This window comes from Sphaerisporangium sp. NPDC004334, from assembly GCF_053602655.1.
Genome location: NZ_JBSGDZ010000026.1, coordinates 1 through 24,215, shown reverse-complemented (window position 1 = coordinate 24,215; position 24,215 = coordinate 1). Strand labels below are relative to the sequence as shown.

Sequence of the window (24,215 nt, the reverse complement as noted above, 5' to 3'; positions counted from 1 at the left end):
TCCACTAGCTGTTTCTGAGGCCGGAACGTCAGCCGCAGCCCGATCTGAGCGTAGACCTCGGCCTTGTCGGCCGGGTCGGCCTACTGGAGCACCTGAACCAGGTCTCCAAGTGCGGCGATCACTTTGTCGATCTCCTTTCTGGACATGCGGCGCTGTCCGGCGGCCTGCCGCTGCTGGGCTTGGGCCGCTATCCGCTGCGCCTGAGTCTCGGCCATCCACTGGGTGATGAGGGCGGGATCGGCGCCTGCCTCCAGCGCGGCGCGATGCTGGGCAAGCTTGCGGTCACATTCCGCGATCTTCTGCCGGGCCGCTTCGGCAGCAGTGTCCGTACCGCCTTGCCCGTGCTCGGCGAGGAAGCGGACGGTCTCCTCCCGGTGCCGTTGACCGAACTCGGTGGCCAGCCAGGCGTCCAGCGATGGAAGGACCTCGGCCTCCCGCAGGTACACGGTCTTGGGACGGTTCACCTTGTTGGCCAGCGCGTACTCGGCGGGGTAACGGCAGCGGTAGTACGGCTGGTCGTTGTTCCGGTTGCCCTGCATCCGACGGTCGCAGTAACCGCAGAACAGCACGCCACGTAGCGCATAGCTCCGGCGAGTGGGGTGCGGCATGTGGGCAGTGGGACCGCGACCGCGGCCGGCGAGGACGGCCTGAGCTTTCTGGAACTCCTCGGTCGTGACCAGCGACTCGTGAGTGATCTGGTCGGACCACACCCACTGTCCGGCGTCGTTCCAGCGCTGCTTGGTCATGTGGCCGAGCGCGACGTCGTGGACGTCGATGAGGACCTCGTCCTTGCGGTGTTTGTTCCACACCTGACGGCCGGTGTAGCGGGGGTTGGTGAGAAGGACTCGGACGGCACCCTTGGACCAGGCGATGCCTTCGCGGTGCCGGTTCCGGCCGCGATCGCTGGCGGAGGGGCACTTGATGCCGTCGCGGGTGAGCCCTTCGGCGATGGCGTAGATCCCCTTACCGGCGATGAACTCGTGAAAGATCCGGCGAACCACCTGGCCGGTGGCCGGGTCCGGTGCCAGGCCATGGAGTCTTTTGCCGTCGGCCGCCTTGCTGGGGTTGGGGTGCGGTCCAAGGTTGAACCGCGCCGGGATTGATGGAGACTTTGATGTCCAAGTCAAGGCGGTCGCGGTCCAGCGATAACAGCGAAGCGCATGGCCGGCTGCTTGACGGCCATAAGGGGCATGACCCAATACACTATGCATGTGTCACGCGACAGTCGGTAGTCGGTCCCGGGGTTTCGCCCGGCTACCGGCGAGGAGCGCCAATGGCCACCAGTGATCAGCGTCGGCCAGAGATCGTCGTCGGACTCGTGGCCACTCCGCCGGACTACCCGGCCCTGGTGGTTAAGCGGCTCACCGCCGAGCTGGCCGATCGGCTCGCCGAGCAGGTGGACGCGGACGTGCGGTGGATCGTCCGTGAAGGCTGGGGTGAAGTGGCTCCGCGACGCGACAGCGGCGTTGAGGGGCTACTCGACGATCTTGCTCGTCGGCGCGCCGACGCCCGGTGGGACGTCGCGATCTGCCTGACCGACCTGCCGCTGCACACCGAGAGGGTGCCGTTGGTCGCGCAGACGTCCGCCCGGCGCCGAGTCGCGATGGTGTCCTTGCCGGCGCTGGGGCTGCGCCAGCTGCGAGCGGTCCGCGCAGCCGTTCCGGGTCTGGTGGGTCGGCTACTCATCGACGCCGCCGAGGAGCGGGTGCTGATGGCCGGCTGGGCACCGGCCGAGCTGACCGGCCAGGTCGCCGCCATTCACCGGGTGGTCGGCGGAGCCGATGCCGGGGAACTCGGCTACGTCGCCTCGCGGCTGATCGGCCGGGTGCGGCTGGTGACCGGAATGGTCCGGGCCAACCGCCCGGGGCGCGCCCTGCTGGGCCTGTCCAAACTGCTGGTCGGCGCCTTCGGCACGGCCGCGTTCGCGCTCACCACCGGCACCATCTGGCAGATGGGCGATGCGCTCGGCGGACTCCGCCTCACCGTGATCATGATTCTCGGGCTGACCGCGTTGGTGGCCTGGCTGATCGTCGCGCACGACCTATGGAAAAAACCGGACCGCGAGACACCGGCTGAGCTGGCCCGGCTGTTCAACCTGGGCACGATCCTCACCCTGACCCTGGCCACCGGGGTGTCCTATCTGGTGCTGTTCGCCGGAACGATACTCGCAGCAGCGCTGCTGATCGACACATCCGTCCTTGAACGGACCCTGCAGCGGTCGGTCGATTTCACCGACTACCTGATATTGGCCTGGATCATAAGCTCGCTGGCCACCGTCGGCGGCACGATCGGCTCCGGGCTGGAGGACGAGGAGACGGTGCGGGCCGCCGCTTACGGCTACCATCCCGAGCCCGGCGGCTGGCGAGACGAGAAGGACGCGTAGTTCCCGCCCCGGGGCAGGACTCATCCGCGCTGCTGGGCGGGCACCGCAGACCAGCGCCGCCGGACAGACCCGCATCCGGCCAACACGCTCGCCGCGGCGGCCGGATGCGGGTGGTCGTCAGGGTTTGAGGACGACCTTCTGGCAGTTATCCTGCTTGTTTTTGAAGAACTCGAAGCCGCGTTCCGCCTCGTCGAGCGGCAGCCTGTGGGCGATGACCCGGGTGGGATCGAACTCTCCGCGCTCGATGCGCTGCAGCAGCGGCTTCATGTAGCGCTGCACGTGGCGTTACCCGGTACGCAGGGTCAGCGCCCGGTTCATCCACGCGCCGGCGGCTAACTTGTCCAGCAGGCCCCCATAGACGTCGATCACCGAGACCACGCCGCCGCTGCGACACGACAGGATCGCTTGGCGCACCGCGTGCGGGCGGGCGGTCTCCAACCTCACGGCCTGCTTGAGCCGGTCGTACGCGGTGATGTGCGCGCTGCCGTGGGTGGCCTCGAGGCCGACCGCGTCGATGCACTTGTCCGGTCCCCGACCACGGTCAGTTCCAGCAGCCGGGACCGTACGTCGACCTCCTCGAAGTTCACCGACGTGTGGCCCGCGCAAGCCGCCGGGCGGCGCGGTATGTCAAGGAAAGAGATCGACGAAGTGATCACTGCACTTGGAGACCTGGTTCAGGTGCTCCAGGAGGCCGACCCGGCCGACAAGGCCGAGGTCTACGCTCAGATCGGGCTGCGGCTGACGTTCCGGCCTCAGAAACAGCTAGTGGAGGCCCGGATTTCTCCTGACCTCCACATGTGCAAAAGGTTGGTGTCCGAGGGGCGACACGAACCGATTGCCCATCCCTTCGTTCTCACCGTAAGTTCCTGCTGGGGCATGAGTGAGCGCAATGGACCATGCCGTCGCCAGGTGGCTCAATTACCTGACCGGCGGCTTGCCGTGATCTGGTACTCACTGACTGTCAAGCCGAGCAGCCGCAGGTTTTCCTGTGACGGGCTGCCAGGGTCGGCGGTGTAGAGGAAGAGTGTCTGGTCCTCGTCGCCGGGCAGCGTCAAGGCTTCATACCGTAAGGTGATCGGCCCAACGGCGGGGTGGATCATGTGCTTGGTGCCGTGAGTGCGCTCGTGCACCTTGTGGCTGTTCCACCCACTACGGAACTCAGGGCTCTTGATCGTGAGTTCGCCGACCAGTTCGCTGAGCCTGGTGTCGTCCGGGTTGCGGCCGGCGTAAAGGCGCAGCGTGCCGACGACGTCGGCGGCCACGGACGGCCAGTCGAGGAAAGCGGCGCGGGCACCGGGATCGAGGAAGATCCACCGCGTGTAGTTGCGGTCCCGGGCCGGCAGCCGCGTCCAGTCGGTGAGCAGGGCGCGGGCGAGCAGGTTCGCGGCCAGCACGTCGGTGCGCCGGCCCAGGATCACTGCCGGGTGCTCGGTCATCGAGGCGATCATCTGCTGCATGGCCGGGCGCACGCGCTGCGGCGGTGGCTGCCTGGCGCGTTGCCGGGCCGGTCGCGCGAGGTCGGCCAGGTGTGCGCGGGCGGCCGGATCCAGCCGGAACACCCGTGCCAGGGCGTCAACGACCGCGTCCGACGGGGTGCTGTGGCGCGCCTGCTCCAGGCGGGTGTAGTAGTCGACGCTCACTCCGGCGAGATGCGCCACCTCTTCTCGACGCAACCCGCGTACCCGCCGCCTGGGTGCCGCGTCCGGTGCGACGATCCCGGCTGTCTCGGGGGTCGTATTCGCCCGGCACGTCCGCAGAAAGTCGCTCAGGTCCGTGTTCGCCGCCATGCCAGGAATTATCGCGCGGCACGTTTTCCCGCGAGAAGAGCGTGAGGGGGCATGGCATTCCCAGGTAGCACTGGGCCAGATCGGGCCTGTCGGCGCTGGCGGTGCAGCTCGCAGGATGGAACCCGTCGAGATCCGAACATCACGAGGAGGAACCCCATGTCATACCCCACCACCTGGTTCGTCACCGGCACGTCGAGTGGGCTTGGACTGGAGCTGGTCACTCAACTGCTGCGTCGCGGCGACACCGTGGCCGCCACCACTCGTACGGCGCGGCGCCTCGACGAGGCACTCGGCGACGCCGATCGGTCGCGGCTGCTGATCCTCGAGCTCGACCTCACCGACGAGGCGGCCGTCGCGGCGGCCGTCGAGGAGTCGACCCAGCGGTTCGGTCAGATCGACGTGGTGGTCAACAACGCGGGGTATGGCTTCCTCGGCGCGGTCGAGGAGGTCTCCGACAGCGAGGCCAGGCAGATGTTCGACGTACAGATCTTCGGAGTCTGGAACGTGCTACGGGCGGTGCTGCCGGCCATGCGGGAACGGCGCGGCGGCCGCATCATCAACATCTCATCGATCCTCGGCATGACCGCGTTCCCGGGCTGGGGTCTCTACTGCGCCGGAAAGTATGCCCTGGAAGGCCTCACCGAGGCACTGGCCGCCGAGGTCTCCGGCTTCGGCATCGACGTGAATCTCATCGAGCCCGGCTACACGCGCACCGACTTCCTGCGCACCACCTCTCTCGGCCTGCCGTCGGCCACGATCGCCGGTTACGAGGCGATCCGGGAGATGACCAAGGCGCATCTGGCGATGCCCGGCACCCAGCTCGGCGATCCGGTCAAGGCCGCCGCCGCGATCATGGACGTGGCCGCCGACGGCAAGGCCCCGTTGCACCAGTTGCTCGGCTCCGACTCGTATGGGCTGGCGAAGACCCGCATCGACGCGCTGACCGCCGATGTCGAGAACGGCCGCGAGGTGGCCTTCTCCACCGACATCACGCCGGACGCGTAACCCGGCACCGTTGTCGTCGGGACGATTGTCGCCGCTGACCGCCGTCGCGGTGGGCGAAGATGACCCGGCGGCCGGCCGCGTTGGCGACCTCGGCGCCATGGTCACGCCGGCGGACGATGCGTTGGAGGCTCGCAGATGGCCTCGAACGCGCAGTCGAGCTCGGGTGGGCGGGGTGTAGTAGCCGTTGCCGAGCAGGCGGTGGTACTCGCGGCGTAGCCGCGCCATTCGGGGCCGTGGGCACCGCCGATTCCGCCGAGTGTCCATTCTGCTTTGTCGAGGGAGCGCGGAACGATCTAGCGATCGAGTTCCCGCATGCGGTGAGGGAGTCGGCGGTGTTTCGATGGGCGATCACATTCGTTCGGGTGGTCGCGGTGGCCGTTGCAGGGCCCGGCCGACCTGCCGTCGCGGCTGAGGTCAGTCAGTGTTCGCAGGTCAGATCCTCGTTCACGGCCACCCCGTGGGCTTTTACCAGCAGCCGGCGAACGACATCCGGTACGGCGGTAGCATCCAGCTCGTCGGTGACGGCGTCGTCGTCGTGGTGCCGCGCGGCGACATCAGCGTCAGCGGGTTCTGGACCGGATTCTGGAAGAAGCTCATCACCGGACTGGTCATCACCGCAACAGCCGTTGTCGTCGGCGGCGCATGCCTGGCGTTCTTCAACGTGGGCGCGCCGGCCGCGGCCCCGGTGTGCGGTGCCCTGACCGGCGGAATCTCGGCGGGGCTCGGCGATGTTTCTCGCCGCGGACCTGCTACCCGCGCTGCAGGGCGACTTCGAAGTCCTGGTGGCCGACCAGCGGCCGCGAACGATGATCCGCGAGGGTGTCACGGTGGACGTTCACGACTCCACGCTGTTCGCCTGGCGTACGTCCTGAGGCGGGGGCCATGGGGATTACGGCCGCCGATGTCCTGACATTGGTGGGACGGCGGCTGCGCGAGCTGCGACGAGGGCGCGGTATGACGCTGGCCGGCGTGGCCCGGCGGACCGGGGTCAACGAGAGCACCCTTTCGCGTCTCGAAGGCGGACTCCGTAAGCCGACCCTCGAGCTTCTGCTGTCCCGCTGGTAGTGCCAGATGCCCTGCCAGGTGTCGGCGACGAAGCCCTCGTCGTAGCCGTTCCCGTTCTGGCTGATCACCGCGACGACCGCATCCGGGTCGCGGATCGTCGGCCGCCCGCCGATCGGGGCGCCGTGGTCCTGAACGGCGATCGCGTACCGGGTCACGCCGAGTTGCTTGAGCAGTCCGGCGGTGAGGTCCGCCAGCGCGTTGAGCCGTAGTCGAACTCGTCGACCGACGGCGCATCGGAGAGCCCGAACTCGCCGGCGTTCGCCGCCGCAGCAAGGACGAGCTCACGGAGCTGACCGAACAGCTGGAGCACGCCCGCGCGGAGGGAGCAGTCGCACGTGAATCGGCTGCGACCAGCAACGGCGCTCTGCAGTCCATCGAGATCCAGCTGGAGCAGGTTGACGTAGGGCGTACCGTCGGTACGGTACCGTACCGATCGGTACGACAGGAGGGCAGATGAGCCTGACACCGGCGGGAGAGCGCGTCTGGGACGCCGCTCGCGAGATGTTCTATCAGGAGGGCGTCCGAAGCACCGGCGTCGCGGAGATCGCCGAGCGGTCCGGGGTGGGCAAGCCGAGCATCTACCGGGCCTTCGGGTCGAAGGACGATTTGGCAGTGGCATACCTACGGGAACGGGGCATCTCGCCGCGTGAGGTCATCGAGGCGGTCCGCGCGGCCTACCCCGATGATCCGCGCGCACAGTTACGCCGCGTGGTCGCGGGGATCGCCGAGGCCATCGTGGCGCCCGGACATCGCGGGTGCCCGCTGGCGAACGTCGTCGTGGAGTTCCCCGACCGGGCGCATCCGGTGCGCGTGGCGGCCCAGGAGCAAAAGCGCCACTACCTCGAACTGTTCACCGAACTCGTCCAGCCACTGCCGGTGGCCGATCCGGGGCAGGTCGCCTACCTCATCCAGATGCTGGTCGACGGCGCCCACATCACCAGCCAGATCTTCGACCCCGCCCGCTCGGCCACCGGCCTGGTGACCGCCGTCGACAGGCTCCTCGACACGTTCTTGCCGGCGGACGAGCAACCGTCCGCGCCGACCGGCCCGGACACACCCCCGCAGCATGACCAGAAGGAGAGCGATGTCTACTGATGTTCTGCTGCCCGAATACGCCGAGCGGTTGATCCGGACCGTCGCTCGGTCCGCGCGTTCCGCCCCGAGCCAGTGCCCGACGACGTGCTGCATGCCGTGTTCTCGCTGGCCAGCGCGGCACCGTCGAACACGAACACGCAGCCGTGGAAGCCCCCTGCTGGTTGTGCTCCGCCAGGGTCCCACCTAAGACGACGACTCATTTGGTGAGGCGGCGGTAGCAGATGAGGGCTGCGGCGATGGCGACGAAGGACGCGAAGTGGTCGGCCCGGCGTTCGTAGCGGCGGTGTAAGCGTCGGCAGCCGGCCGGCCAGGAGACGGTCCTTTCCACCGTCGGATGCAGGGCAACCGGAACAACCACCAGCCCCACTACCGCTGCCGTTACCCCGCCGAGTACGCGCTGGCCAACAAGGTGGACCGTCCCAAGACCGTGTACCTGCGGGAGGCCGAGGTCCTTCCATCGCTGGACGCCTGGCTGGCCACCGAGTTCGGTCAACGCCTCCCAAACGGGAGACTACTCAAGGTGCACATCCGGCAGACCAATTAAGGTGCATATCCTGTTGAACGAGCATGTCCGCGCTTTGATAGCAGAGGTTCTGGACGAGGGGCTGGATGACTGGGTGACGCTCGGCCATGTGATGTATCGAGCGACGATCGTGTCCAGCGCCGGACCTGACGAGTCAAGGAAGATGGCACTGAGCGCACTGGAAGTTCTCCTCAAGAACGCCCTAGCTGTTGCCGGAAATATCGGAGACTCTGGATTCGAGGCCTGGGGCTTGAGTCCCCGTCAAGCCTTCGAGCGGATCTTGAGTGAAGGCGAGAATCGAAACTGGGTGTTCGGCTTGACGGATGTTTGGCTCGCCAATACCGAAAAGGGTGACAACTTGGCCCGGTTGATGCTGGTTGAGGGACAAGAAGTCCTGGATCGCTTTGTAGAAGCTGGACCATGATCCTCCCGTGCCGGTTGTCAACCTTTTCATGTTGACGCAGTTCGTTCCTCCTGGTCGTCGTGGTGTTCAGTGACGGGTCTTCGCCGCACCGAGGATCGCCAGTGCGTCGGCTCGAGGTCTGTCGTCGCCACGTACCTGAGTTCCGTCTCACAGTGAGGTGCAGTCGTCCCCGACCACGAGTCCCGCAGGCCAAAGCATGGGTTTCCGTGGTCACTCAGACGGCGGCCAGCGCCGGGCGGTCGAGGACCTTTTCCACGGTGTGGAGGGTTTCGCGGTCGAGGTCGGTCGGCGGCGCCGCTGAGCGTCCGCCGCGGACCGGTGGACTGCTCGCCTTCACGAGGCGCGATTCGCCGGAGAAGGTAGCTCACTTGGCGCAGGTACGGCGCTGGAGGACACTTGCTGATGATTTAGACGTCGTCCAACGCCACTGCGACGTCTTCTTCCCGATACCGGATGAGCTTCCCGGGCTGGATCGGGTCTTCCTTCGCATGGCGAGGCTACTCGTGGAAGGGAAGTGTGCAATCCATCCGACGATGCGCGTCCTCACCGGGAAACTCGCCGGCAGCGACAGTCCGGAGCTGCGCCGCGTCCTCGGAGGCAGCTCTCAGTGTCTCGCTCTCAGTGTCTCTGACATCACGATTGGGATCAGCGGCAACGAACTGAGGCTTGGGGATATCACGCTGCTCCACCCTCGCGTAGTGGCTCTGAACTATGGCCTTCCCGGAAGGCAGAGCCCCGTCCGGGAGCCGGTTCGACTGCGCCCATAGCCATGCCGCTCTGTGGAGATCCACGATGCCGTGGTCGCGGAGACGGCCACGGTCCACCACTGACGGTTCGGCCTCCTCTTCGTTCTCGTCGCCGGCCATGGCTGGTCCGTCACTAGCTGGATCTGAGGAAACTCGACGGGTTTGCGCCATCAGCAGTTCGTAGCTCCGGTGCACCGCCCGAGTGGTTGGGCCCACCTCGCCTCACCCCTCTCGACCAGGGAGAACGAGCATTGTGGATGCGGTGAAGGGCATGTACGTATCGAGGGTGTCGCCCCTCGGACTCACTTTCTACATGATCGCCCGAGCTCGGCTCGGGCGATCACTGTTTTCCGGGTCGGTTCGTAGGTCAGGTGCAGACCGGTCGGATACGAGATGCTGCACTCAAAGACCCTGCCGGCATGACAGACAACTGGGCCGACTTCACGGAACCCGGGTCACATCAGATTGTCGGGACGGCCTGCCACCATGTCGCGCATGACCGCAACCGACTTCCTGGCCCCGTTCCAGTGGCTCAACGTGTGCGAGAACGAGGGTGGCGGACGCCTGGGCGTGATCTTCAGCGTGGCCTTCTTCCGCGGGCTCGACCCGGCGGAGGTGGTGCGCCGCTTCAAATGTGGCGAGGACTCCGGCGAGGAGTCCGACTTCGACGGGCTCGACGAGAAGGCCTTGGACTTCGTCGAGGAGACGGACGGCGGGGATGGCGGCGGCTACGTGGGTGTCGTCCAGGTCGGTGAATGGTGCGTGGCCATCGAGCCCTACGGCTGGTTGGTCACGCTCCACGAGGTGGTGACCAAGCTGTCGCGGGGCTGTGAGGTGCTTGCGGTCACCCGGCACGACTACGCCGCCGAGCACAGCTTCGAGTACGCGATCGACGGCACGGTCGTCACCGGCTACCGGCTGCGGCACCCATACGAGCGTTACGGTTCCGATCCTGACCGGCTCAACCGCTCCATGCTGGAGCTGGGCATGGGGCTGGACAAACCAGAGGACGAGGCCGCCTGGGACACCGCTTGGAAGGACAACTACGACACCGCCGTGCCGAGAGGCTTCGCATTGGCGGCAAAGGTCACCGGGGTGCCGTTCACACCGGAGATCCTTGACCGCCCGATGCTCGTGGGGCCGATCACCATCAGGTGGTGAACAGCACTCGTATCGGAAGAACGTCGGTGGCGTGCTCAACCGTTGGCGTCACCCGGCGAGCTTGTTCAGGTTGCGCTCGATGCGGTGACGCGAGACGCGCGAGCCATGCCGCCGATCGAAGTCCGACCGCGTTCCGGCGGTATCGGTGCGGGAGGACATCACTTTCTCGTTTCTCTCGCTCAGTGGCCGTGGTCGCCGTGTCCGCTGGGCTCGGGGTTGGCGGTCGCCGGTTCGGGGCTCGTCGGCGTCTGAGCCGCCGTCCGCGCGGAGCGCAGGGTGAAGCCGGCGGTGCGGACCTGGCCTTCGTGCTTGAAGTCCAGGAACAGCCGGTAGTCGCCGTCGCTGGGCACCTCGGCATGGAAGACGATCTCGGGTCCGGCCTTGGTCCGGCCGTCGCCGGGCGCGCCGTCGGGATGGGCGTGCAGGTACGCAAGGTCTCCGGCCCGCAGGGCCACCAGGTGCCCATAGGCGCCGAGGTACGGCTCCAGATCGGTCACCGGCTCACCCTTCTTGGTCACCCGCAACGTCAGCCTGCTCGACCGTCCGGGAGTCAGGTCGCCGCCGAGGCTGACGGAGTAGCCGTCGACGTCGACCTTGCGAGTGACCGCCGGCAACGCCTTCGGCTCATAATCGCCTGCCACCAGCAGATCGGCGCCCAACGTCATCGCGCTGCCACCGGTGGGCGCGAAGTCGGCGAACACCCGGTAGGCGCCCGCACCGGGCAGCGTGAGCTTGACCGACCACATGCCGTCAGAGGTCAGAGCGGGGTGCAGGTGCTGGAATGTTCGCAGGTCGCGGGACACGACGATCAGGTGGAGCTTCTTCTCGTGCCCGACCTGATAATCGGTGACCGGCCGGCCGTCGGGGCCGGTGACGGTGAAGCGGAAGTCGGTCGCCGCGTCCGGCCTGACGCCCGTGGTGAGTGGCGTGAGGGTGTAGCCGCTCTGGGCCACCTGGAGCCCCGCGGGGGTATCTTCCGCCGGCCGCCGAGCCGGCGCCGCCTCGCGGGTGGCGCTCCGCGCCGGGACGTGCGCCGCATTGTGTCCCTCGGACGTACTCTTCACCGGTCCTACCGCCTTTCCCAGGCCAAGGGCGCCACCGAAGACCACGGCAAGGCCCAGGACGTATCCGCCGAACCTGACGCCGGCGTTCATGGCCGACCCGCCACTGCGTAGCCGGCCTCGTGGAGTGCGGCCATGACCGGCGTCTTCTCGACGAGGCCGCCGCCTTCCACGGTCAGCGAGCCTCCGGCCAGGCCGATCTCGGCAGTCGTCCTACCGGGCACCGCCGCCGCCTCTTCCTTGACGGAGGGCACGCGGGTGCCGCAGGTCATGCCCTCAACCGTGCAGATGACCACGCTCATCGACTTCTCCTCGAGCTTGCCCTCGGCGACGACCGTCGCCGCCGACGCAACACATGGAGATACTGTACCCCCCTAGGGTACCTTGGAGGGAGGAGATGAGGTGTCGCTCCTTCGGGAGCTCCTGGTTCAGTGCGTCGCGGGGGCCATCGGCAAGGGCGGTCGGAGGCCGAGGCCGGAATCCAGGAGGCCTCGAGGCCGAGGCCGGAATCACGGAGGCCTCTGACGCCATCGCCCGGCCCGTCCGTGGCGGTCATGGAGAGGTTGATCCGTCGCCGCTGTGGTGGAAGCGGGATAGGAGGTCGTACGGGACCCGTGAAAGGCGATGTGGCCGGAGGCGTTACGCGCCTCCGGCCACATCTCTATTCGCCACGACGTGGGCTTTCGTTTCACCTCACGCCCGGCCTATGACCTGCCGAACCGGTGCGTGATTCCGCGCGGGTGACCGGTTACCAGCGGCCGGTCTTGAGGAGCTGGCCGCGGACGGCGCCGTCGGCGAACTGCTTGGTGTGCATGTTGGCGTACCAGTTCCCCGGGTTCCTCTTGATCCCGGCCAGCACGCTGAGGTCCTTGACCCGCACCGAACCGAAGGCGGAGTTGCCGCGAATCGTGCCATCGTGCAGCAGATCGATCACCACCGGGCCGTTCACACCGGCCTTGCCGCGGTGGATGTGGAACGCGGTCGGCCTGCCCGTCCGCTTCCACTGCACCAGGTAGTACATCCGGTTTCCCTGGATGCGGAACTTCGCCACCGCGACACCGTCCCGGTCGTTCACCTTCTTGCCCGGCTCACGCACCTCGTTCCTGCCCAGCAGCACCGCACCGAAGTAGTAGCTCTTGGGCCTGAAGCTCACGTGCCCGGCGGTCGAAACGGCGGACGCGGCGGACACCGAGGCGGTGGAGGCGGTGGAGGTCGCGGCCGGGCTGGTCGCCGCACCGGCGGGGATCGCCGCGATCCCGACGGCCAGGACCGCGGTCACCGCGCCGGCCGCGGCACGGCCGGCCAGACGCTGCCAGGAGGTCGTCGTTCGGGTGGTCTGCTGAACGTTCATCACAAGCTTCTTTCGTGAGGGAGGCGCCGAATCGCTCGTTTCGGACATCCCAGACGTTAGGCCGACCGTCGCCGCGTCTATACGTACGAATCCACACAACGCCGCTTACGTGCACAACGGCACACATCCCGCCCCATCGCATGCCGCGGGTTATCCACAGTTTCCACAGAGTCGTACACAGGTTCGAATGTGATCTTTGCCGCCGCCGGATCACACTCCCGCCCGGTACCTCAACCTGCTCTGGACCCCCGAGATTCACGGTGCAGCGCCGCGAGTCGCGCACGCCCAGGGAGCACGACCGGCTTGTGAGCCACGTGGTCGAGACGGCTCCCCCCTCAGAGCAGGCCTGGTCCGCCCATCCGGATCCGGTGGGGCCGAATGTCTTGGGGCACGGGGACCTTCGTCTCTTCGCCGCTGATCCCGTTCCACGATTCGATGAAGAGGAGCGTGGGCGGGGCGTGGGCGCCGCCGCGGACGGGGACGCTCGCAGCGAGAGACGGGCGCCACGCCGGCGCCCGGAGGGAGCCGATCATGCACAAGAAGGTGCGGGACGTGATGACCTGGCAGGTCGCATCCGTCAACGGCAGCACCCCCTTCAAGGACGTGGCCGAGGTGCTCGTGCGCCACGGCGTGAGCGCCGTGCCGGTGGTGGACGGCGAAGGACACGTGATCGGCGTCCTTTCCGAGGCCGATCTGCTGCGCAAGGAGGAGTTCAGGCAGCGTTACTACGGCGAGGACTACCGGCCTCCCCTGCGGGCCAGGCTGCGCCGGCGCATCGGCGGCGCTTCCGACCCGGAGGAGAAGGCGCGCGGCGAGACGGCCGCCGAGCTGATGACCACGCCGGCGATCACCTGCAGGCCGTACGCCAGTGTGGTGGCCGCCGCCCGGGCCATGGACGTGCACGGGGTGAAACGGCTGCCGGTGGTCGACGAGGAAGGCCTGCTGGTGGGCATCGTCAGCCGTCACGACGTGCTGAAGGTCTTCACGCGCACCGACGACGACATCGCCGCCGAGATCCGCGACGACATCCTCAGCGGCCCCCTGTGGATGGACACCTCAGGGGTCCGGGTCTCGGTGTCGCAGGGTGTGGTGACCGTCGGCGGTGAGATCGCCCATCACAGCGAGGCCCGGACCATCGTGGCCATGATCGGGCGGGTCAACGGCGTGGTGGACGTGCTCGACGAACTGCGGTGGCGACAGGACGACACCTTGACCGCCGGGCGGAAATGAGGGCCGATCCGGCCTGATTCCGGCGAAGAGTCCTGGACGAGGTCGCGGTCACGGGGCATCGCGCGACGCGACCGTGGGCGGGGGCGAGCGGGAGGTCCACCTCCGCATCCGCCGGCCGTGGACCAGGGGGCGGGCGCGGGGTGTGCCTTCGCGTCCGCCCTCTTCACGTCAGCGGCCGCCGCGTCCACGGCGCAAGGCTCGGAGTCGCGGGCCGGCTCGGCCGGCTTCATGAGGTTGTCGAAACCGCGGAGTGGTTCAGCCGGTCTTCACGGAGATGCCGAAGTCGCGGACGGCCGTGGCGAAGTCCTGGTAGTAGAAGGTCGAGCCGTTGTGGGCGGTGACCGTTCCCTTCGCCACGACGTTGTAGTCGCCGCTCAGGGCGAAGACCGGGCCGCCGCTGTCGCCGGCCTGGCTCGGCAGCCCGCCGTCGGTGCGGCGGGCGACGATGAGGTCCGACCAGTACTCGGTGTTGCCGTAGGCGTCGAGGTACCAGCCTCCGTAGGCGAAGTCGGCGGTGTTCTGGATCCCGCAGACGGCGCCGCTCGTGGAGCCCGACTGGCAGACCCACTCGTTGGCGTAGACCCAGTCCCAGCCGGCGACGCCCGCGGTGAAGGTGCCGGAGGAGTCGCCGTCCCAGATGCGCCCGGCGGAGCTCGCGGTGATGAGGAGGATGTCGTGACCGGGGTTCTCCTGGGCGCCGGTTCCGACCCACAGGCCGGTGCCGGGGGTGGTCCAGGAACCGTTGTGCCAGCCGCCGCCGGTCCGGCCGCAGTGACCGGCGGTCAGCAGGTAGCTCTGGCCGCCGCCGTCGGTGACGGCCCAGCCGGCCGTGCACCGGGCGTGGTTGTCGTCGTTGATGATCGCGCCGCCGCCGTAGTAGGGGGCGTAGTCGTCGTACCGGCCGTCGGCCTGCGGGACCTCCCCCGTGACGTAGGTGACCGGAACGCCGCCGACCGTCGTCGCCCGAGGGGCGAGCGTCTTGGCCGCGGCCTTGGTGGTCACGACGAGCCCGGCGCCGGTGACCGAGCCGGCCACCTGGGTGAGCGCCCCCTGCGGGTTCTTCCTCAGGTCGGCCAGCAGGCCGGCCGCGGCCCTCTTGAGCTCGGCCCGGGAGTGACGCGCGGCCTTGACCTCGACGGCCGCGACGCCGCGGGCCTTGGCCAGAGCACTGTTCACGGAGGCGGGGAGCTTGCCCTTCCACCACAGCTCGACCGACTTGGGCTGCAGGACGATGCCGGCGAACCCGCCGGCCGCTCCTTCCTTCTCGACGGCCCAGGAGATCTTCGACGCCGCTTCCTTCAGCGGAACCTGGTCGAGCATCCTCTGCCGGATGTCCGCCGGGACGTGGCTGAACGGGACGGCCTCGAGGGCGTTCTTGCCCGCGCCGGGAGCGGGATCGGGATCGGCCAGAGCCGAGGTCTCACCGAGCGCGGTCACGCTCAGCGCGACCGCGCTCAGGACCCCCACGTACCGTGCCGCCGACCTGCGCGGGCCGGCTAACGTGCCGCGATGTGCTGCGTTTGGCATCATTTCCCCTTGATCGTGGACAGGATGACGGAGGCCCGACATGCGGCTCCGTTTCGCCTTTGGAGGGATCCGATCCGCGGGGCGCGGTCATCGGAGGAGTCGAGTCATTTCACCGAGCGCGCCGGGGCTCCGCCATCGCCGCCGAATAACCGAACGATTCCGGCGTCCGGCGACCGGTCCGTGCCGGTTCGGCCGGCATGCCGCCACAGACGGCATGCCGGTCGCACGGTCCGCCGGTTCAGGGGGCACACCGGTTCAGACGGCATGCGGGTTCACACGGTCCGCCGGATCTAAGGGCACACCGGTTCAGAGGCATGCCGGTTCACACGATCCGCCGCAGAAGGCTTGCCGGGTCACAGGACTCGCCGTTTCAGGGGGCAGCGATCACGGTTACCGCGTCAGGGCGCGGCGCAGTTCGGCGAGGGAGCCGACTCCGAGGATGTCGTGTGCCTCACGGAGCAGCGTGGTGACCGTGTCCAGGTCGAGGACCATGCTGTAGGCGATCTCGGATTCGGAGCGTCCGTCCGCGGCGAGCAGGGCGACGCGTCGCCGGCGCGGGTCCAGCGCGTTGGTCCGCCGGCGCTGGAGGTGCGGAGCGTCCCCGAGGCGCCGGGCGACGGCGTCGGCCAGACCCAGGGCGCCGCACTCGTCGGCCAGGGTCAGCGCCTCCGACAGCGGCACGCGCGCGTCGCGGCCGGCCCGCGGCGAGGCCGTGGGGTCCCTCCGGGTCAGGGCCGCGCCGAGTTCGGCCAGAGCGTGGGCCCGCTCGAGGTGGTGCGGGGTGGGGCGCAGGATCCGGACCGCCTCCTCGAGCGGTTCCGCGGCCGACGCCGGTCGCAGCGCGGCCAGCGTGCGCAGGGCTCGCGCACGGACCAGCGGGCTGCCGAATCGCTCCGCCCGCCGCGTCCCGACGTCCACGATCTCGCGGGCCTGGTCCGGCGCGGTGTGCCGCAACACCTGGGCGAGGTCGAAGCGCCACATGCACACCGACGGGTTGAGCAGCGACGCGTGTTCCAGCCACTGCCCGAGCCGGCGCAGCGTGGCGGTGGCACCGGCGGTCTGGCCGCGTGCCATCTGGAGGGCGCCGCGGACCGCGTTCGGTATGGGGAGCACCAAGGCGTCGGCCGAAGAGGCGCCGTATCGGCGCTCGCCGTACACCGCCTCCGCACGGTCGACGTCGCCGCGCGCGAGCAGTGCCTCGATCAGGGTGCCGGTGGCGAACTGCTCCGCGGGCGTTCCTGGGCCGGTGCGGTCGGCCAGGCGCAGCGCGATCTCGGCGTCGGCGACCGCGTCGGCGATCCTGCCCTCCCGCAGGGCCACGTTGCCCAGGTGGACGCGGGCGAAGGTGAGGTGGGTGCCGCGCCAGCCGTTGCGGTCGAACTCGTCCACCGCCTGCTCGAACAGGCGACCGGCCGTCGCCAGGTCGTCGGAGAACAGGTGGACGAACGCGGTCACGGTGCCGACCTCCATGCCCTGGTCGAGGTCGGCGAACGACACGCCGTCGCGGATCACGGGCCCGATGGCCTGCGCCGCGGCGGTGCGGGGCTCCCCGCGCAGCACCAGGCTCCACGCGTGCAGGGCGATCATCAGACGCTCCACGTGGGTGGCGCCCCGTAGCGGCGGGGCGGCCCGGTCGAGCAGCAGCATGCGGTCGGGCCGGTGCGGGTCGTCGGCCCACCAGGTCGCCCACAGCAACTGCTCGGCCCGCAGGCGGTCGCGGAGACCGTCGTCCCGGCAGCCGTCCAGGGCCCGGTCGAGCGATCGGACGGCGTCGCCGAGCCGGTTGGCGTAGCCGTACACCTTGGCGAGCGCGATCGCGGCCTCGACGCCCTGGGCGTCGTCGGCGGCCTGCTCGCGGGCGGCGAGCAGTTCGGGGATGGCCGTGGCCACCTCGCCCAGTGCCAGCGCCTGCCCGTAACGCGTTCGCACCTGGCAACGCCGGGCGGGCGGGGGCGGCTCGGCGACCCCGCGCCCGAGGTAGCGGGCCGCCGTGGCCGCCAGGCCGGAGCTCATCGCCGCGTCGGCCGCGGCGACCAGCCGGTCGACCACCCAGGGGTCGCCCGCGGCGTTCACCCGCAGCAGATGGGCGGCCACCGGCTGGAGGCCGGCGCCGGCCTGGTGCAGCGACCGTGCCGCCGCGAGATGGGTGTCGCTGCGCTGCGAGGGGTCGATGTCGTCGTAGACCGCGCTCCGGATGATCGGGTGCCGGAAGTCGACGCTGGAGTGGTCGGCCAGGATCCCGGCTCTGCAGAGCAGGTCGTACGCGCGCTTGCCCTCCTCACAGGTCAGTCCGGCGAGGTGGACGGCCTGGTCGAGGGGGATACCGGGGCCGAGCACGGCGATGGTGCGGGCCAGCCGCTCCGCCGGCGGCCCGAGCGCGCGCAGCCGCTCGTTGAGGTGCACCACGACCTGGCGGGGCGTGAGGCGGGCGACGCGCGCGGCGGACCCGGCCGTCGGCGCGAGCCGGCGCTCGCGGGCCAGGTCGATCATCCACCGCAGGTAGAACGGGTTGCCGCCGCTGTGCCTGTGGAAGGCCGCGCAGAACGTCTCGTCCGGAGGGGAGCCCGGAGGTCCGAGGCCGCGGCCGACGATGGCGCGCACGGCGTCCAGGCTGAGCGGCCGGGGCCGGATGACGGAGGTGGCGCGCAGGGTGACGCGGGTGAGCGCCGGTGGCTGCGCGGGCTCGTCCGGCCGGCAGGCCAGCAGCAACACCACGGGCAGTCCGGCCAGCCTGTCGCTGAGGAACTCCAGCCAGTTCAGCGACTCCTCGTCCAGCCAGTGCGCGTCGTCGACGGCCAGCAGCAGCGATTCGTCGCCGCCGGCGGGGTCGGTGGCGTTGACCAGCAGCCAGTACAGGGCTTCGGTGAGGCCGATCTCCGAACCTCGCCGGGTGTGCGGGAGGCCGAGGGGCACCCGCGCGAACGCGGCGGCGCCGGCGAACAGGCGCTGCCGGTCGTGGCCACTGTGGCCGGCCGCCCAGCGGCCGAGCAGCGTCCGGACGCCGCTGAAGGCCATCGTCTGGTCGAGTTGGTTGCCGCGCACCACCAAGGGGGTGATCCCGCGCACGGCGCTCTCCGCGCACACCCGCGCGAGCAGTTCGGACTTGCCGATGCCCGCGGGGCCCTCGACCACGATCGTGGCTCCCGCCCGTCCGCGGACCTCGTCGAGCACCGAGGAGCAGGAGTCCAGGTAGTCGTCGCGTTCGAAGATGCCGTTGTCCGCGGCGGTGTGGCCGGGAAGCCGCAGCGCCTGCAGAACGTGCTGCTCGTCCAGCCCGGCTCTCCCCGCGGCGCGGGCACAAGCCACGCAGCCGGCGATGACCTTGGCGACGAATTCGTCCCGCAGTCGCCGTTTGCCGGCCATCGCCTCGGAGAAGGTGGCCGCCGCGACCCCGCTGCGGCGAGCCAGCGTCGCGTCGGTGGGACCGCCCACGACCCGCTGCAAGGTGCGCAGCCGGCGCCGGAGATGATCGTCGGGATCCGGGTGAGCCATCCTGCTCCTCACGTTCCTGGAACGTGCCGCAGGGGTCAGGCTACAGCCACCAAATGCCGCGTACGACGCGTTTTCTGCCGGCCGCGACCAGCGGCGGAGGCGGGATCACGGCGTGCGGCCGCTGCCGGCGTTCCGCGGCGTGCGCGGCGAGGCAGGCCGGCTTCAGCCTGTCACGCGGTAGGGGCGCATCATCTCGTTGTCCTCGTGCTCGAGGAGGTGGCAGTGCCAGACGAACAGCCCTGCCCGGTCGAACGTCGCCCTGATCCGGGTGATCTCGTGGGGATAGGCGATCACCGTGTCCTTGAACCCCGTCTCCCAACGCTCCGGAGACCGGGAGGCGCCGGTGAACGGCTGCCGGTCGACCACCTCGAACTGCGCCTCGTGGATGTGGATGGGGTGGGCGTCCACCGTCCGGTTGTGGATCTCCCAGACCTCCGTGGAGCCCGCCGCGGGGGTCTCGGTGATCGGATCGGACCACATCCTGGCCCTGACCCCGCCGTCGACGGTGCCGAGCAGCGCCGCCGTCGGCGGGACGCCGGCGATCGTGGCCGAGGTCTGTTCCAGCAGAGCGACCTTGCGCGTCTTCGTCGCCGGGGCGAGCGGGCCGGGCGCGGGAAGGGCGAGCCGGTCGGGAGGCTCGCTGAGATCCGGTTCCACCGATTCCCGCACGAGGAACTTCATCACCTGCCCGGTCGTCGCCGGGTCGGCCGGGGTGGCCCGCGAATCCCCGCGGTAGGCCCCGTCGGGCCCTTCGTTGATGAGGTACAGTTCCGCGTCCTGGGGCATGCGGGTGAAGTCGACGATCATGTCCGCTCGCTCGGCCGGGGCGAGCAGGAGCCGGCCGAGTTCGACGGGCTCGGACAGGAACCCCCCGTCCGAGCCGATCTGCCAGAAGGGCAGGGCCGGAGCCACCGGGCGCTTCGCGGCGGGCCGCGTGACGATCTTCAGGTCGAGGACCCGCGCGTTGCAGCCGTTCAGGAAGCGGAACCGGTAGCGGCGCTGCTCGACCGTCAGGTACGGCCATGTGCGGCCGTTGCGCCTCCCAGGCGCAGGCGCCGCCCGGCGACCAGGAGGAAGGCGCCTGCGGCGCCGGTCTTCATGAACTCACGTCTCGTGATCACCTCGGCCTCCTCGGATGTCGGACGAGAATGTCCGACTCAGGCCGGTCACGAGGCCGTCGGGTCGTCTCCGCGACCAACCGCTCCACGGCTCATCGAGGACCATCAGAACTTCTACCTGCGAATTTACACCTGCCGCCATCCGGGGCACCGGCGGTCGCGCGTCCGGCCGTGCGGCCCGGCCCGCCGCCCCGCCGGGGGACCAAGACTCTGTGCCCGCGGCGTCGCCGGTCAGAGGCTCGAACCATGACCCGATCACTCGCCGGCCGCGCCGGAGGCGACCCATGACCAGGGAGGATGTCACCGCGAGCGCCGCGAGCCGCGGCCTGTCGTCCGCGGAGGCGGCCGCACGACTGGAACGGGACGGGGCGAACCTGCTTCCCCGGAGACCGCCCGTCCCGCTGTGGCGGCGCGTCGCCGCGCAGCTCCGCGACCCGCTCATCCTGGTCCTTCTGGTGGCGACGGCGCTGACCCTGGCCACGGGCGACTGGACCGACATGGCCGTGATCATGCTGGTGATCGTGGTCAACACCTCGGTGGGGGTGGTTCAGGAGGTCCGGGCCGACCGCGCCATCACCGCCCTGTCCGAACTGACCGCTCCAACGGCGCGCGTGATCCGCGACGGCACGCAGACGCAGGTCCCGGCGGCCGGCGTCGTCGTCGGGGACGTCGTGGTGCTGGCCGAGGGGGACATCGTCCCGGCCGACGCCGAGTTGGTGGAGGCGGCCGGGCTGCTCATCGACGAGTCGGCCCTGACGGGCGAGTCCGTCCCGGTGGACAAGGGCGCCGGCCGGCCGGTGTCCGCAGGCACCGTCGTGGCCCGGGGGCGCGGACGGGCGGTGGTCACCGCGGTCGGGGCGGCCGGCACGGCCGGGCGCATAGCGTCCATGATGGTCACCGGCGCCGGTTTCACCCCCCTCCAGCGGCGGTTGACCGATGTCGGCCGCATGCTGGCCGGCGTCACCGTGCTGCTGTGCGTGATCGTGCTCGCCCACGGCCTGGTCCGCGGCCTGCCGGTCGAGCTGATGGTCGTGACCGCCATCAGCCTGGTGGTGGCGGCCGTCCCGGAGTCGCTGCCCGCGGTCGTCACCTTGAGCCTGGCGCTGGGGGCGCGCCGCATGGCCGCACGCAACGCCCTGGTGCGCAGGCTGCCCGCCGTCGAGACCCTCGGCTCGGTCACCGTGCTGGCCACCGACAAGACCGGCACGCTCACCGAGGGAAGAATGGTCGCCCGGCTGGTGTGGACCCCGGCCGGAGAAGCGCGGCTCACCGGCTCCGGCTATGCCCCCGACGGCCGGGTCATCCCCGAAGGGGCCATCGGCGCCGATACTTTCACCGACCTGCTGACCGCGGCGGCATTGTGCAACGACGCGCGACTGACGCCGGACCCGCGCGGCCGGTGGCAGGCGCTGGGCGATCCCACCGAGGCCGCCCTGCTCGCCGCCGCCGCCAAGCTGCGGCTGGACCGGTCACAGACGCAGCAGCGCTTCCCCCGGGTCGCCGAGCGGCCCTTCGACAGCGGGCGCAAGCGCATGACGACCGTCCACCGGACGCCCGGCGGCCACGCCCGGACGATCTGTAAAGGCGCGCCTGAGGCGCTGCTCCAGACCTCCGTCCTGACCGACGCCACCGCGGTCCTCACCCGTGCCCGCGAGCGCGCCGACCGGCTCGCCCAGAACGGCTACCGGGTGCTGGCCGTCGCCGCGTCGGACCTGGACGACGTCCCGGCGACCGTCGAGGAGCGCGGGCTGACGCTGCTCGGGCTGATCGCGATCCTCGATCCGCCGCGGCCGGCCGCGGCCTCCGCCATCGACGCCTGCAAGCGCGCCGGGATCAGACCCGTCCTCATCACCGGCGACCATCCGGGGACGGCCCGCGCCGTCGCCACCGACCTCGGCATCATCGGGACCGGCGGCCGGGTCGTCGACTGCCGCGACGCCGGCGCACTGGGCGAGGGCACCGCGAGCGTGTACGCCCGGGCCACGCCCGAGCAGAAGCTCGACATCATCCAGAACATGCGTCATCGCGGCGACACGCTGGCGATGACCGGGGACGGCGTCAACGACGGGCCCGCGCTGAGACGCGCCGACATCGGCGTGGCGATGGGCGAGCGCGGCACGGAGGTGGCCCGCCAGGCGGCCGACCTGGTGCTGGCCGACGACGACCTCGACACGGTGGTCGCCGCCGTCGAGGAGGGCCGCCGCGTCTACACCAACATCCGCCGCTTCCTCGTCTACGGGCTGTCCGGCGGCGCGGCCGAGATCGCCGTGATGCTGCTGGGCCCGTTCGCCGGGCTCACACTCCCGCTGCTGCCCGCGCAGATCCTGTGGATCAACCTGCTCACCCACGGGCTTCCGGGCGTGGCCCTGGGCGGCGAGCCCGCCCTGCCGGGGTCCATGAGCAGGCCGCCCCGGCCGCCCACCCAGACATCCTGGGGGCCGGCCTGTGGCAGCGCGTGCTCCGGATCGCCGTCGTCCTCACCGCCGTCACCCTGGGCGTCGCCATCTGGGCCCACCAGACCGGACGCCCGTGGCAGAGCATGGCCTTCTTCGCCCTCGGCGCCACCCAGCTCGGGGTGGCGATCGGCTCCCGCACCCGGCCCGGCTCCTCGGCCAACCCCGCGCTGCTGCTCGCGGTCGCCGGAGCCCTCGTGCTCCAGCTGGCCGGGCTCTACCTCCCGCCGCTCCACGAAGTCCTCGGGACCCGGCCCCTGGCCGCGGGCGACCTGCTGATCGTCACCGCCCTGTCCACCCTCGGCTACGTCGCCACCCGTCTCGACCGCGTCCTCCATCGGCGCGAGGGGGCCCTGGCGGACGGCGGTGGTCAGTTCGCGCGGTAGAGGCCGGGGATGCCATCGGGGTCGGAGTCGGCGGTCTCGGCCTGGTGGATGCGCCGGTAGGCGCGGGCGCGCGACCGCAGGATCACCGTGGCCGCCAGCGCGGCGGCCAGCGAGCCGGTCAGGACCGCGACCTTGACCGTGGCGTGAGCGTCGCCGCCGGGGCCGAAGGCCAGTTCTCCGATCAGGAGCGACACGGTGAACCCGATGCCCGACAGGACGGCCAGGCCGGTCATGTCGGTCCAGGTCAGACCCTCGTCCAAGGTGGCGCGGGTGAAACGGGCCACCCCCCAGGTCGCGGCCAGGATGCCGATCGGCTTGCCGGCCAGCAGTCCGGCCACGACACCGAGCGCGACCGGCTCGGTGAGCGTCCCGGTGAGCCCGTCGAGCCCGCCGAAGGTCACCCCGGCGGAGAAGAAGGCGAAGACCGGGACGGCGAAGCCGGCGGAGATCGGCCGGAACCGGTGCTCGAAGTGCTCGGCGAGCCCGGGCCCGTCCTCCGGGACGCCCGCCCGCGCGCCGCGCGGCACCGGGACGGTCAGGGCCAGCAGCACCCCGGCCACGGTGGCGTGCACGCCCGACGCGTGCACCAGCGCCCAGGTCGAGAAGGCGAGCGGCAGCAGCAGCCACCACGAGCGCACCCGCCGTCGCACCAGCACGGCGAAGCCGGCGAGCGGCGCCAGGGCCGCCAGCAGCGGGAGCGCCGACAGGTGGATGGTGTAGGCGACGGCGATGATGACGATGGCGATGAGGTCGTCCACCACCGCCAGGGTCAGCAGGAACGTGCGCAACGCGGCGGGCAGGTGCCGGCCGATCACCGCCAGCACCGCCAGGGCGAAGGCGATGTCGGTGGCGGTGGGAATCGCCCAGCCCTGTACCGCGTCCGCGCCGGCCACCACCAGGTACAGCGCCGCCGGCACGGCCACGCCGCCGAAGGCGGCGGCCACCGGCACCGCCGCCCGCCGCGGGTCGCGCAGGTCCCCGGCGACGAACTCGCGTTTGAGCTCCAGCCCGGCGACGAAGAAGAAGATGGCCAGCAGGCCGTCACCGGCCCAGGTGGCGAGGTCCAGGTCCAGGTGCAGGGCTGCGGGTCCCACGGTCATCGCGCGCAGGTCCTCGTACGCTTGCGCCCACGGGGAGTTGGCCCAGGCCAGCGCGGCGAGCGCGGCGGCCAGGAGCAGGGCCCCGCCGATGGTCTCCTTGCGCAGGATGTCGGCGACGCGCAGCGCTTCGCGCCATGTGCCGCGTCCGAGCAGGCGGGGTGTGCGGTGGGAGGCGGTGCGCATGGTGCTCCACTGGTGGCAGGGTCGGGCCGGACCTGCCGACCAGACTTCCCGGCGCACCTGTGACCAACGTATCAGGACGCCCGGACGCGCCGGGAACGGCCGGCCGCGGCGCCCGCCGCCGCGGC

At 70.2% G+C, this 24,215-nt stretch carries 24 protein-coding genes and 2 pseudogenes; 11 read left to right on the top strand and 15 right to left on the bottom strand.

The window, feature by feature from the left end:
* Positions 1-80: 80 nt before the first annotated feature.
* Positions 81-1,211, bottom strand: coding sequence for a recombinase family protein (locus ACWEN6_RS30015; RefSeq protein ID WP_452574861.1), 1,131 nt, complete (start codon positions 1,209-1,211; stop codon positions 81-83).
* 62 nt (positions 1,212-1,273) lie between these two features.
* On the opposite strand from ACWEN6_RS30015, the gene ACWEN6_RS30010 reads away from it, so the two are divergent.
* Entirely contained in the window at positions 1,274-2,383 is a 1,110-nt protein-coding gene (locus ACWEN6_RS30010; RefSeq protein ID WP_452574859.1) for a hypothetical protein, read from the top strand.
* 117 nt (positions 2,384-2,500) lie between these two features.
* On the opposite strand, the gene ACWEN6_RS30005 is transcribed toward ACWEN6_RS30010, so the two are convergent.
* The 3 genes from ACWEN6_RS30005 to ACWEN6_RS29995 all read right to left on the bottom strand — a co-directional run bounded on the left by ACWEN6_RS30005 (position 2,501) and on the right by ACWEN6_RS29995 (position 4,170).
* A complete protein-coding gene (locus ACWEN6_RS30005; protein WP_452574857.1) occupies positions 2,501-2,662 on the bottom strand; it encodes a hypothetical protein in 162 nt (53 codons plus the stop codon).
* Between the two features lie 6 nt (positions 2,663-2,668).
* Complete coding sequence (locus ACWEN6_RS30000; RefSeq protein ID WP_452574855.1) at positions 2,669-2,827, bottom strand: hypothetical protein; 159 nt, start codon at positions 2,825-2,827, stop codon at positions 2,669-2,671.
* 470 nt (positions 2,828-3,297) lie between these two features.
* The gene (locus ACWEN6_RS29995) at positions 3,298-4,170 is read right to left on the bottom strand and encodes a helix-turn-helix transcriptional regulator (RefSeq protein ID WP_452574853.1); all 873 of its coding nucleotides are present in this window, start codon (positions 4,168-4,170) and stop codon (positions 3,298-3,300) included.
* A gap of 156 nt (positions 4,171-4,326) precedes the next feature.
* On the opposite strand from ACWEN6_RS29995, the gene ACWEN6_RS29990 reads away from it, so the two are divergent.
* Entirely contained in the window at positions 4,327-5,175 is an 849-nt protein-coding gene (locus ACWEN6_RS29990) for an SDR family NAD(P)-dependent oxidoreductase (RefSeq protein ID WP_452574851.1), read from the top strand.
* Between the two features lie 465 nt (positions 5,176-5,640).
* Here the strand turns inward: ACWEN6_RS29990 and ACWEN6_RS29985 are convergent, their stop codons facing one another.
* Positions 5,641-5,787, bottom strand: a complete 147-nt coding sequence (locus ACWEN6_RS29985) for a hypothetical protein (protein WP_452574849.1) — start codon at positions 5,785-5,787, stop codon at positions 5,641-5,643.
* Positions 5,788-5,903: 116 nt separating this feature from the next.
* On the opposite strand from ACWEN6_RS29985, the gene ACWEN6_RS29980 reads away from it, so the two are divergent.
* Positions 5,904-6,047 (top strand): hypothetical protein, encoded by a 144-nt coding sequence (locus tag ACWEN6_RS29980; protein WP_452574847.1) that lies wholly within the window; start codon positions 5,904-5,906, stop codon positions 6,045-6,047.
* 10 nt (positions 6,048-6,057) lie between these two features.
* Positions 6,058-6,240 carry a helix-turn-helix domain-containing protein gene (locus ACWEN6_RS29975; RefSeq protein ID WP_452574845.1) on the top strand — a complete coding sequence of 61 codons (183 nt, stop codon included), beginning with the start codon at positions 6,058-6,060 and terminating at the stop codon, positions 6,238-6,240.
* A gap of 151 nt (positions 6,241-6,391) precedes the next feature.
* Here the strand turns inward: ACWEN6_RS29975 and ACWEN6_RS29970 are convergent, their stop codons facing one another.
* Positions 6,392-6,550 (bottom strand): hypothetical protein, encoded by a 159-nt coding sequence (locus ACWEN6_RS29970; protein ID WP_452574843.1) that lies wholly within the window; start codon positions 6,548-6,550, stop codon positions 6,392-6,394.
* 143 nt (positions 6,551-6,693) lie between these two features.
* Here ACWEN6_RS29970 and ACWEN6_RS29965 point away from each other — a divergent pair, with 143 nt between their 5' ends.
* Together ACWEN6_RS29965 and ACWEN6_RS29960 are read left to right on the top strand one after the other, a co-directional pair.
* Positions 6,694-7,335, top strand: coding sequence for a TetR/AcrR family transcriptional regulator (locus ACWEN6_RS29965; protein WP_452574841.1), 642 nt, complete (start codon positions 6,694-6,696; stop codon positions 7,333-7,335).
* 72 nt (positions 7,336-7,407) lie between these two features.
* Entirely contained in the window at positions 7,408-7,542 is a 135-nt protein-coding gene (locus ACWEN6_RS29960) for a hypothetical protein (protein ID WP_452574839.1), read from the top strand.
* Here the strand turns inward: ACWEN6_RS29960 and ACWEN6_RS29955 are convergent.
* A pseudogene (locus ACWEN6_RS29955) lies at positions 7,532-7,663 on the bottom strand (IS5/IS1182 family transposase); the annotation flags it as partial. The gene ACWEN6_RS29960 and the pseudogene ACWEN6_RS29955 overlap by 11 nt on opposite strands.
* Positions 7,664-7,669: 6 nt before the next feature.
* Between ACWEN6_RS29955 and ACWEN6_RS29950 the strand changes: the two are divergent.
* Both ACWEN6_RS29950 and ACWEN6_RS29945 read left to right on the top strand, forming a co-directional pair.
* Positions 7,670-7,879, top strand: a complete 210-nt coding sequence (locus tag ACWEN6_RS29950; protein WP_452574837.1) for a hypothetical protein — start codon at positions 7,670-7,672, stop codon at positions 7,877-7,879.
* Between the two features lie 13 nt (positions 7,880-7,892).
* A complete protein-coding gene (locus tag ACWEN6_RS29945; protein WP_452574835.1) occupies positions 7,893-8,282 on the top strand; it encodes a hypothetical protein in 390 nt (129 codons plus the stop codon).
* A gap of 497 nt (positions 8,283-8,779) precedes the next feature.
* Here ACWEN6_RS29945 and ACWEN6_RS29940 read toward each other — a convergent pair whose 3' ends face one another.
* Positions 8,780-9,148, bottom strand: coding sequence for a hypothetical protein (locus tag ACWEN6_RS29940; RefSeq protein ID WP_452574833.1), 369 nt, complete (start codon positions 9,146-9,148; stop codon positions 8,780-8,782).
* 375 nt (positions 9,149-9,523) lie between these two features.
* Here ACWEN6_RS29940 and ACWEN6_RS29935 point away from each other — a divergent pair, with 375 nt between their 5' ends.
* Complete coding sequence (locus ACWEN6_RS29935; protein ID WP_452574831.1) at positions 9,524-10,189, top strand: DUF6461 domain-containing protein; 666 nt, start codon at positions 9,524-9,526, stop codon at positions 10,187-10,189.
* 179 nt (positions 10,190-10,368) lie between these two features.
* Here ACWEN6_RS29935 and ACWEN6_RS29930 read toward each other — a convergent pair whose 3' ends face one another.
* The 3 genes from ACWEN6_RS29930 to ACWEN6_RS29920 form a co-directional block, all read right to left on the bottom strand.
* Positions 10,369-11,253, bottom strand: coding sequence for a hypothetical protein (locus tag ACWEN6_RS29930; protein ID WP_452574829.1), 885 nt, complete (start codon positions 11,251-11,253; stop codon positions 10,369-10,371).
* A gap of 86 nt (positions 11,254-11,339) precedes the next feature.
* Positions 11,340-11,552 carry a heavy-metal-associated domain-containing protein gene (locus ACWEN6_RS29925; RefSeq protein ID WP_452574827.1) on the bottom strand — a complete coding sequence of 71 codons (213 nt, stop codon included), beginning with the start codon at positions 11,550-11,552 and terminating at the stop codon, positions 11,340-11,342.
* Between the two features lie 446 nt (positions 11,553-11,998).
* Positions 11,999-12,601 (bottom strand): CHRD domain-containing protein, encoded by a 603-nt coding sequence (locus ACWEN6_RS29920; RefSeq protein ID WP_452574825.1) that lies wholly within the window; start codon positions 12,599-12,601, stop codon positions 11,999-12,001.
* A gap of 531 nt (positions 12,602-13,132) precedes the next feature.
* On the opposite strand from ACWEN6_RS29920, the gene ACWEN6_RS29915 reads away from it, so the two are divergent.
* Positions 13,133-13,831, top strand: a complete 699-nt coding sequence (locus ACWEN6_RS29915; RefSeq protein WP_452574823.1) for a CBS domain-containing protein — start codon at positions 13,133-13,135, stop codon at positions 13,829-13,831.
* Between the two features lie 255 nt (positions 13,832-14,086).
* Here the strand turns inward: ACWEN6_RS29915 and ACWEN6_RS29910 are convergent, their stop codons facing one another.
* The 3 genes from ACWEN6_RS29910 to ACWEN6_RS29900 all read right to left on the bottom strand — a co-directional run bounded on the left by ACWEN6_RS29910 (position 14,087) and on the right by ACWEN6_RS29900 (position 19,762).
* On the bottom strand, positions 14,087-15,298 hold the full coding sequence (locus tag ACWEN6_RS29910; RefSeq protein WP_452574821.1) for a hypothetical protein: 1,212 nt from the start codon (positions 15,296-15,298) through the stop codon (positions 14,087-14,089).
* A gap of 450 nt (positions 15,299-15,748) precedes the next feature.
* A complete protein-coding gene (locus ACWEN6_RS29905; RefSeq protein WP_452574819.1) occupies positions 15,749-18,850 on the bottom strand; it encodes a helix-turn-helix transcriptional regulator in 3,102 nt (1,033 codons plus the stop codon).
* Positions 18,851-19,012: 162 nt separating this feature from the next.
* Positions 19,013-19,762 (bottom strand): multicopper oxidase domain-containing protein, encoded by a 750-nt coding sequence (locus ACWEN6_RS29900; protein ID WP_452574817.1) that lies wholly within the window; start codon positions 19,760-19,762, stop codon positions 19,013-19,015.
* A 223-nt stretch (positions 19,763-19,985) separates the two neighbouring features.
* Between ACWEN6_RS29900 and ACWEN6_RS29895 the strand changes: the two are divergent.
* Positions 19,986-22,807 (top strand): annotated as a pseudogene (locus ACWEN6_RS29895) (cation-translocating P-type ATPase).
* On the opposite strand, the gene nhaA reads toward ACWEN6_RS29895, so the two are convergent.
* Positions 22,792-24,090, bottom strand: a complete 1,299-nt coding sequence (nhaA, locus tag ACWEN6_RS29890) for a Na+/H+ antiporter NhaA (protein ID WP_452574815.1) — start codon at positions 24,088-24,090, stop codon at positions 22,792-22,794. The pseudogene ACWEN6_RS29895 and the gene nhaA overlap by 16 nt on opposite strands.
* Positions 24,091-24,215 lie beyond the last annotated feature (125 nt).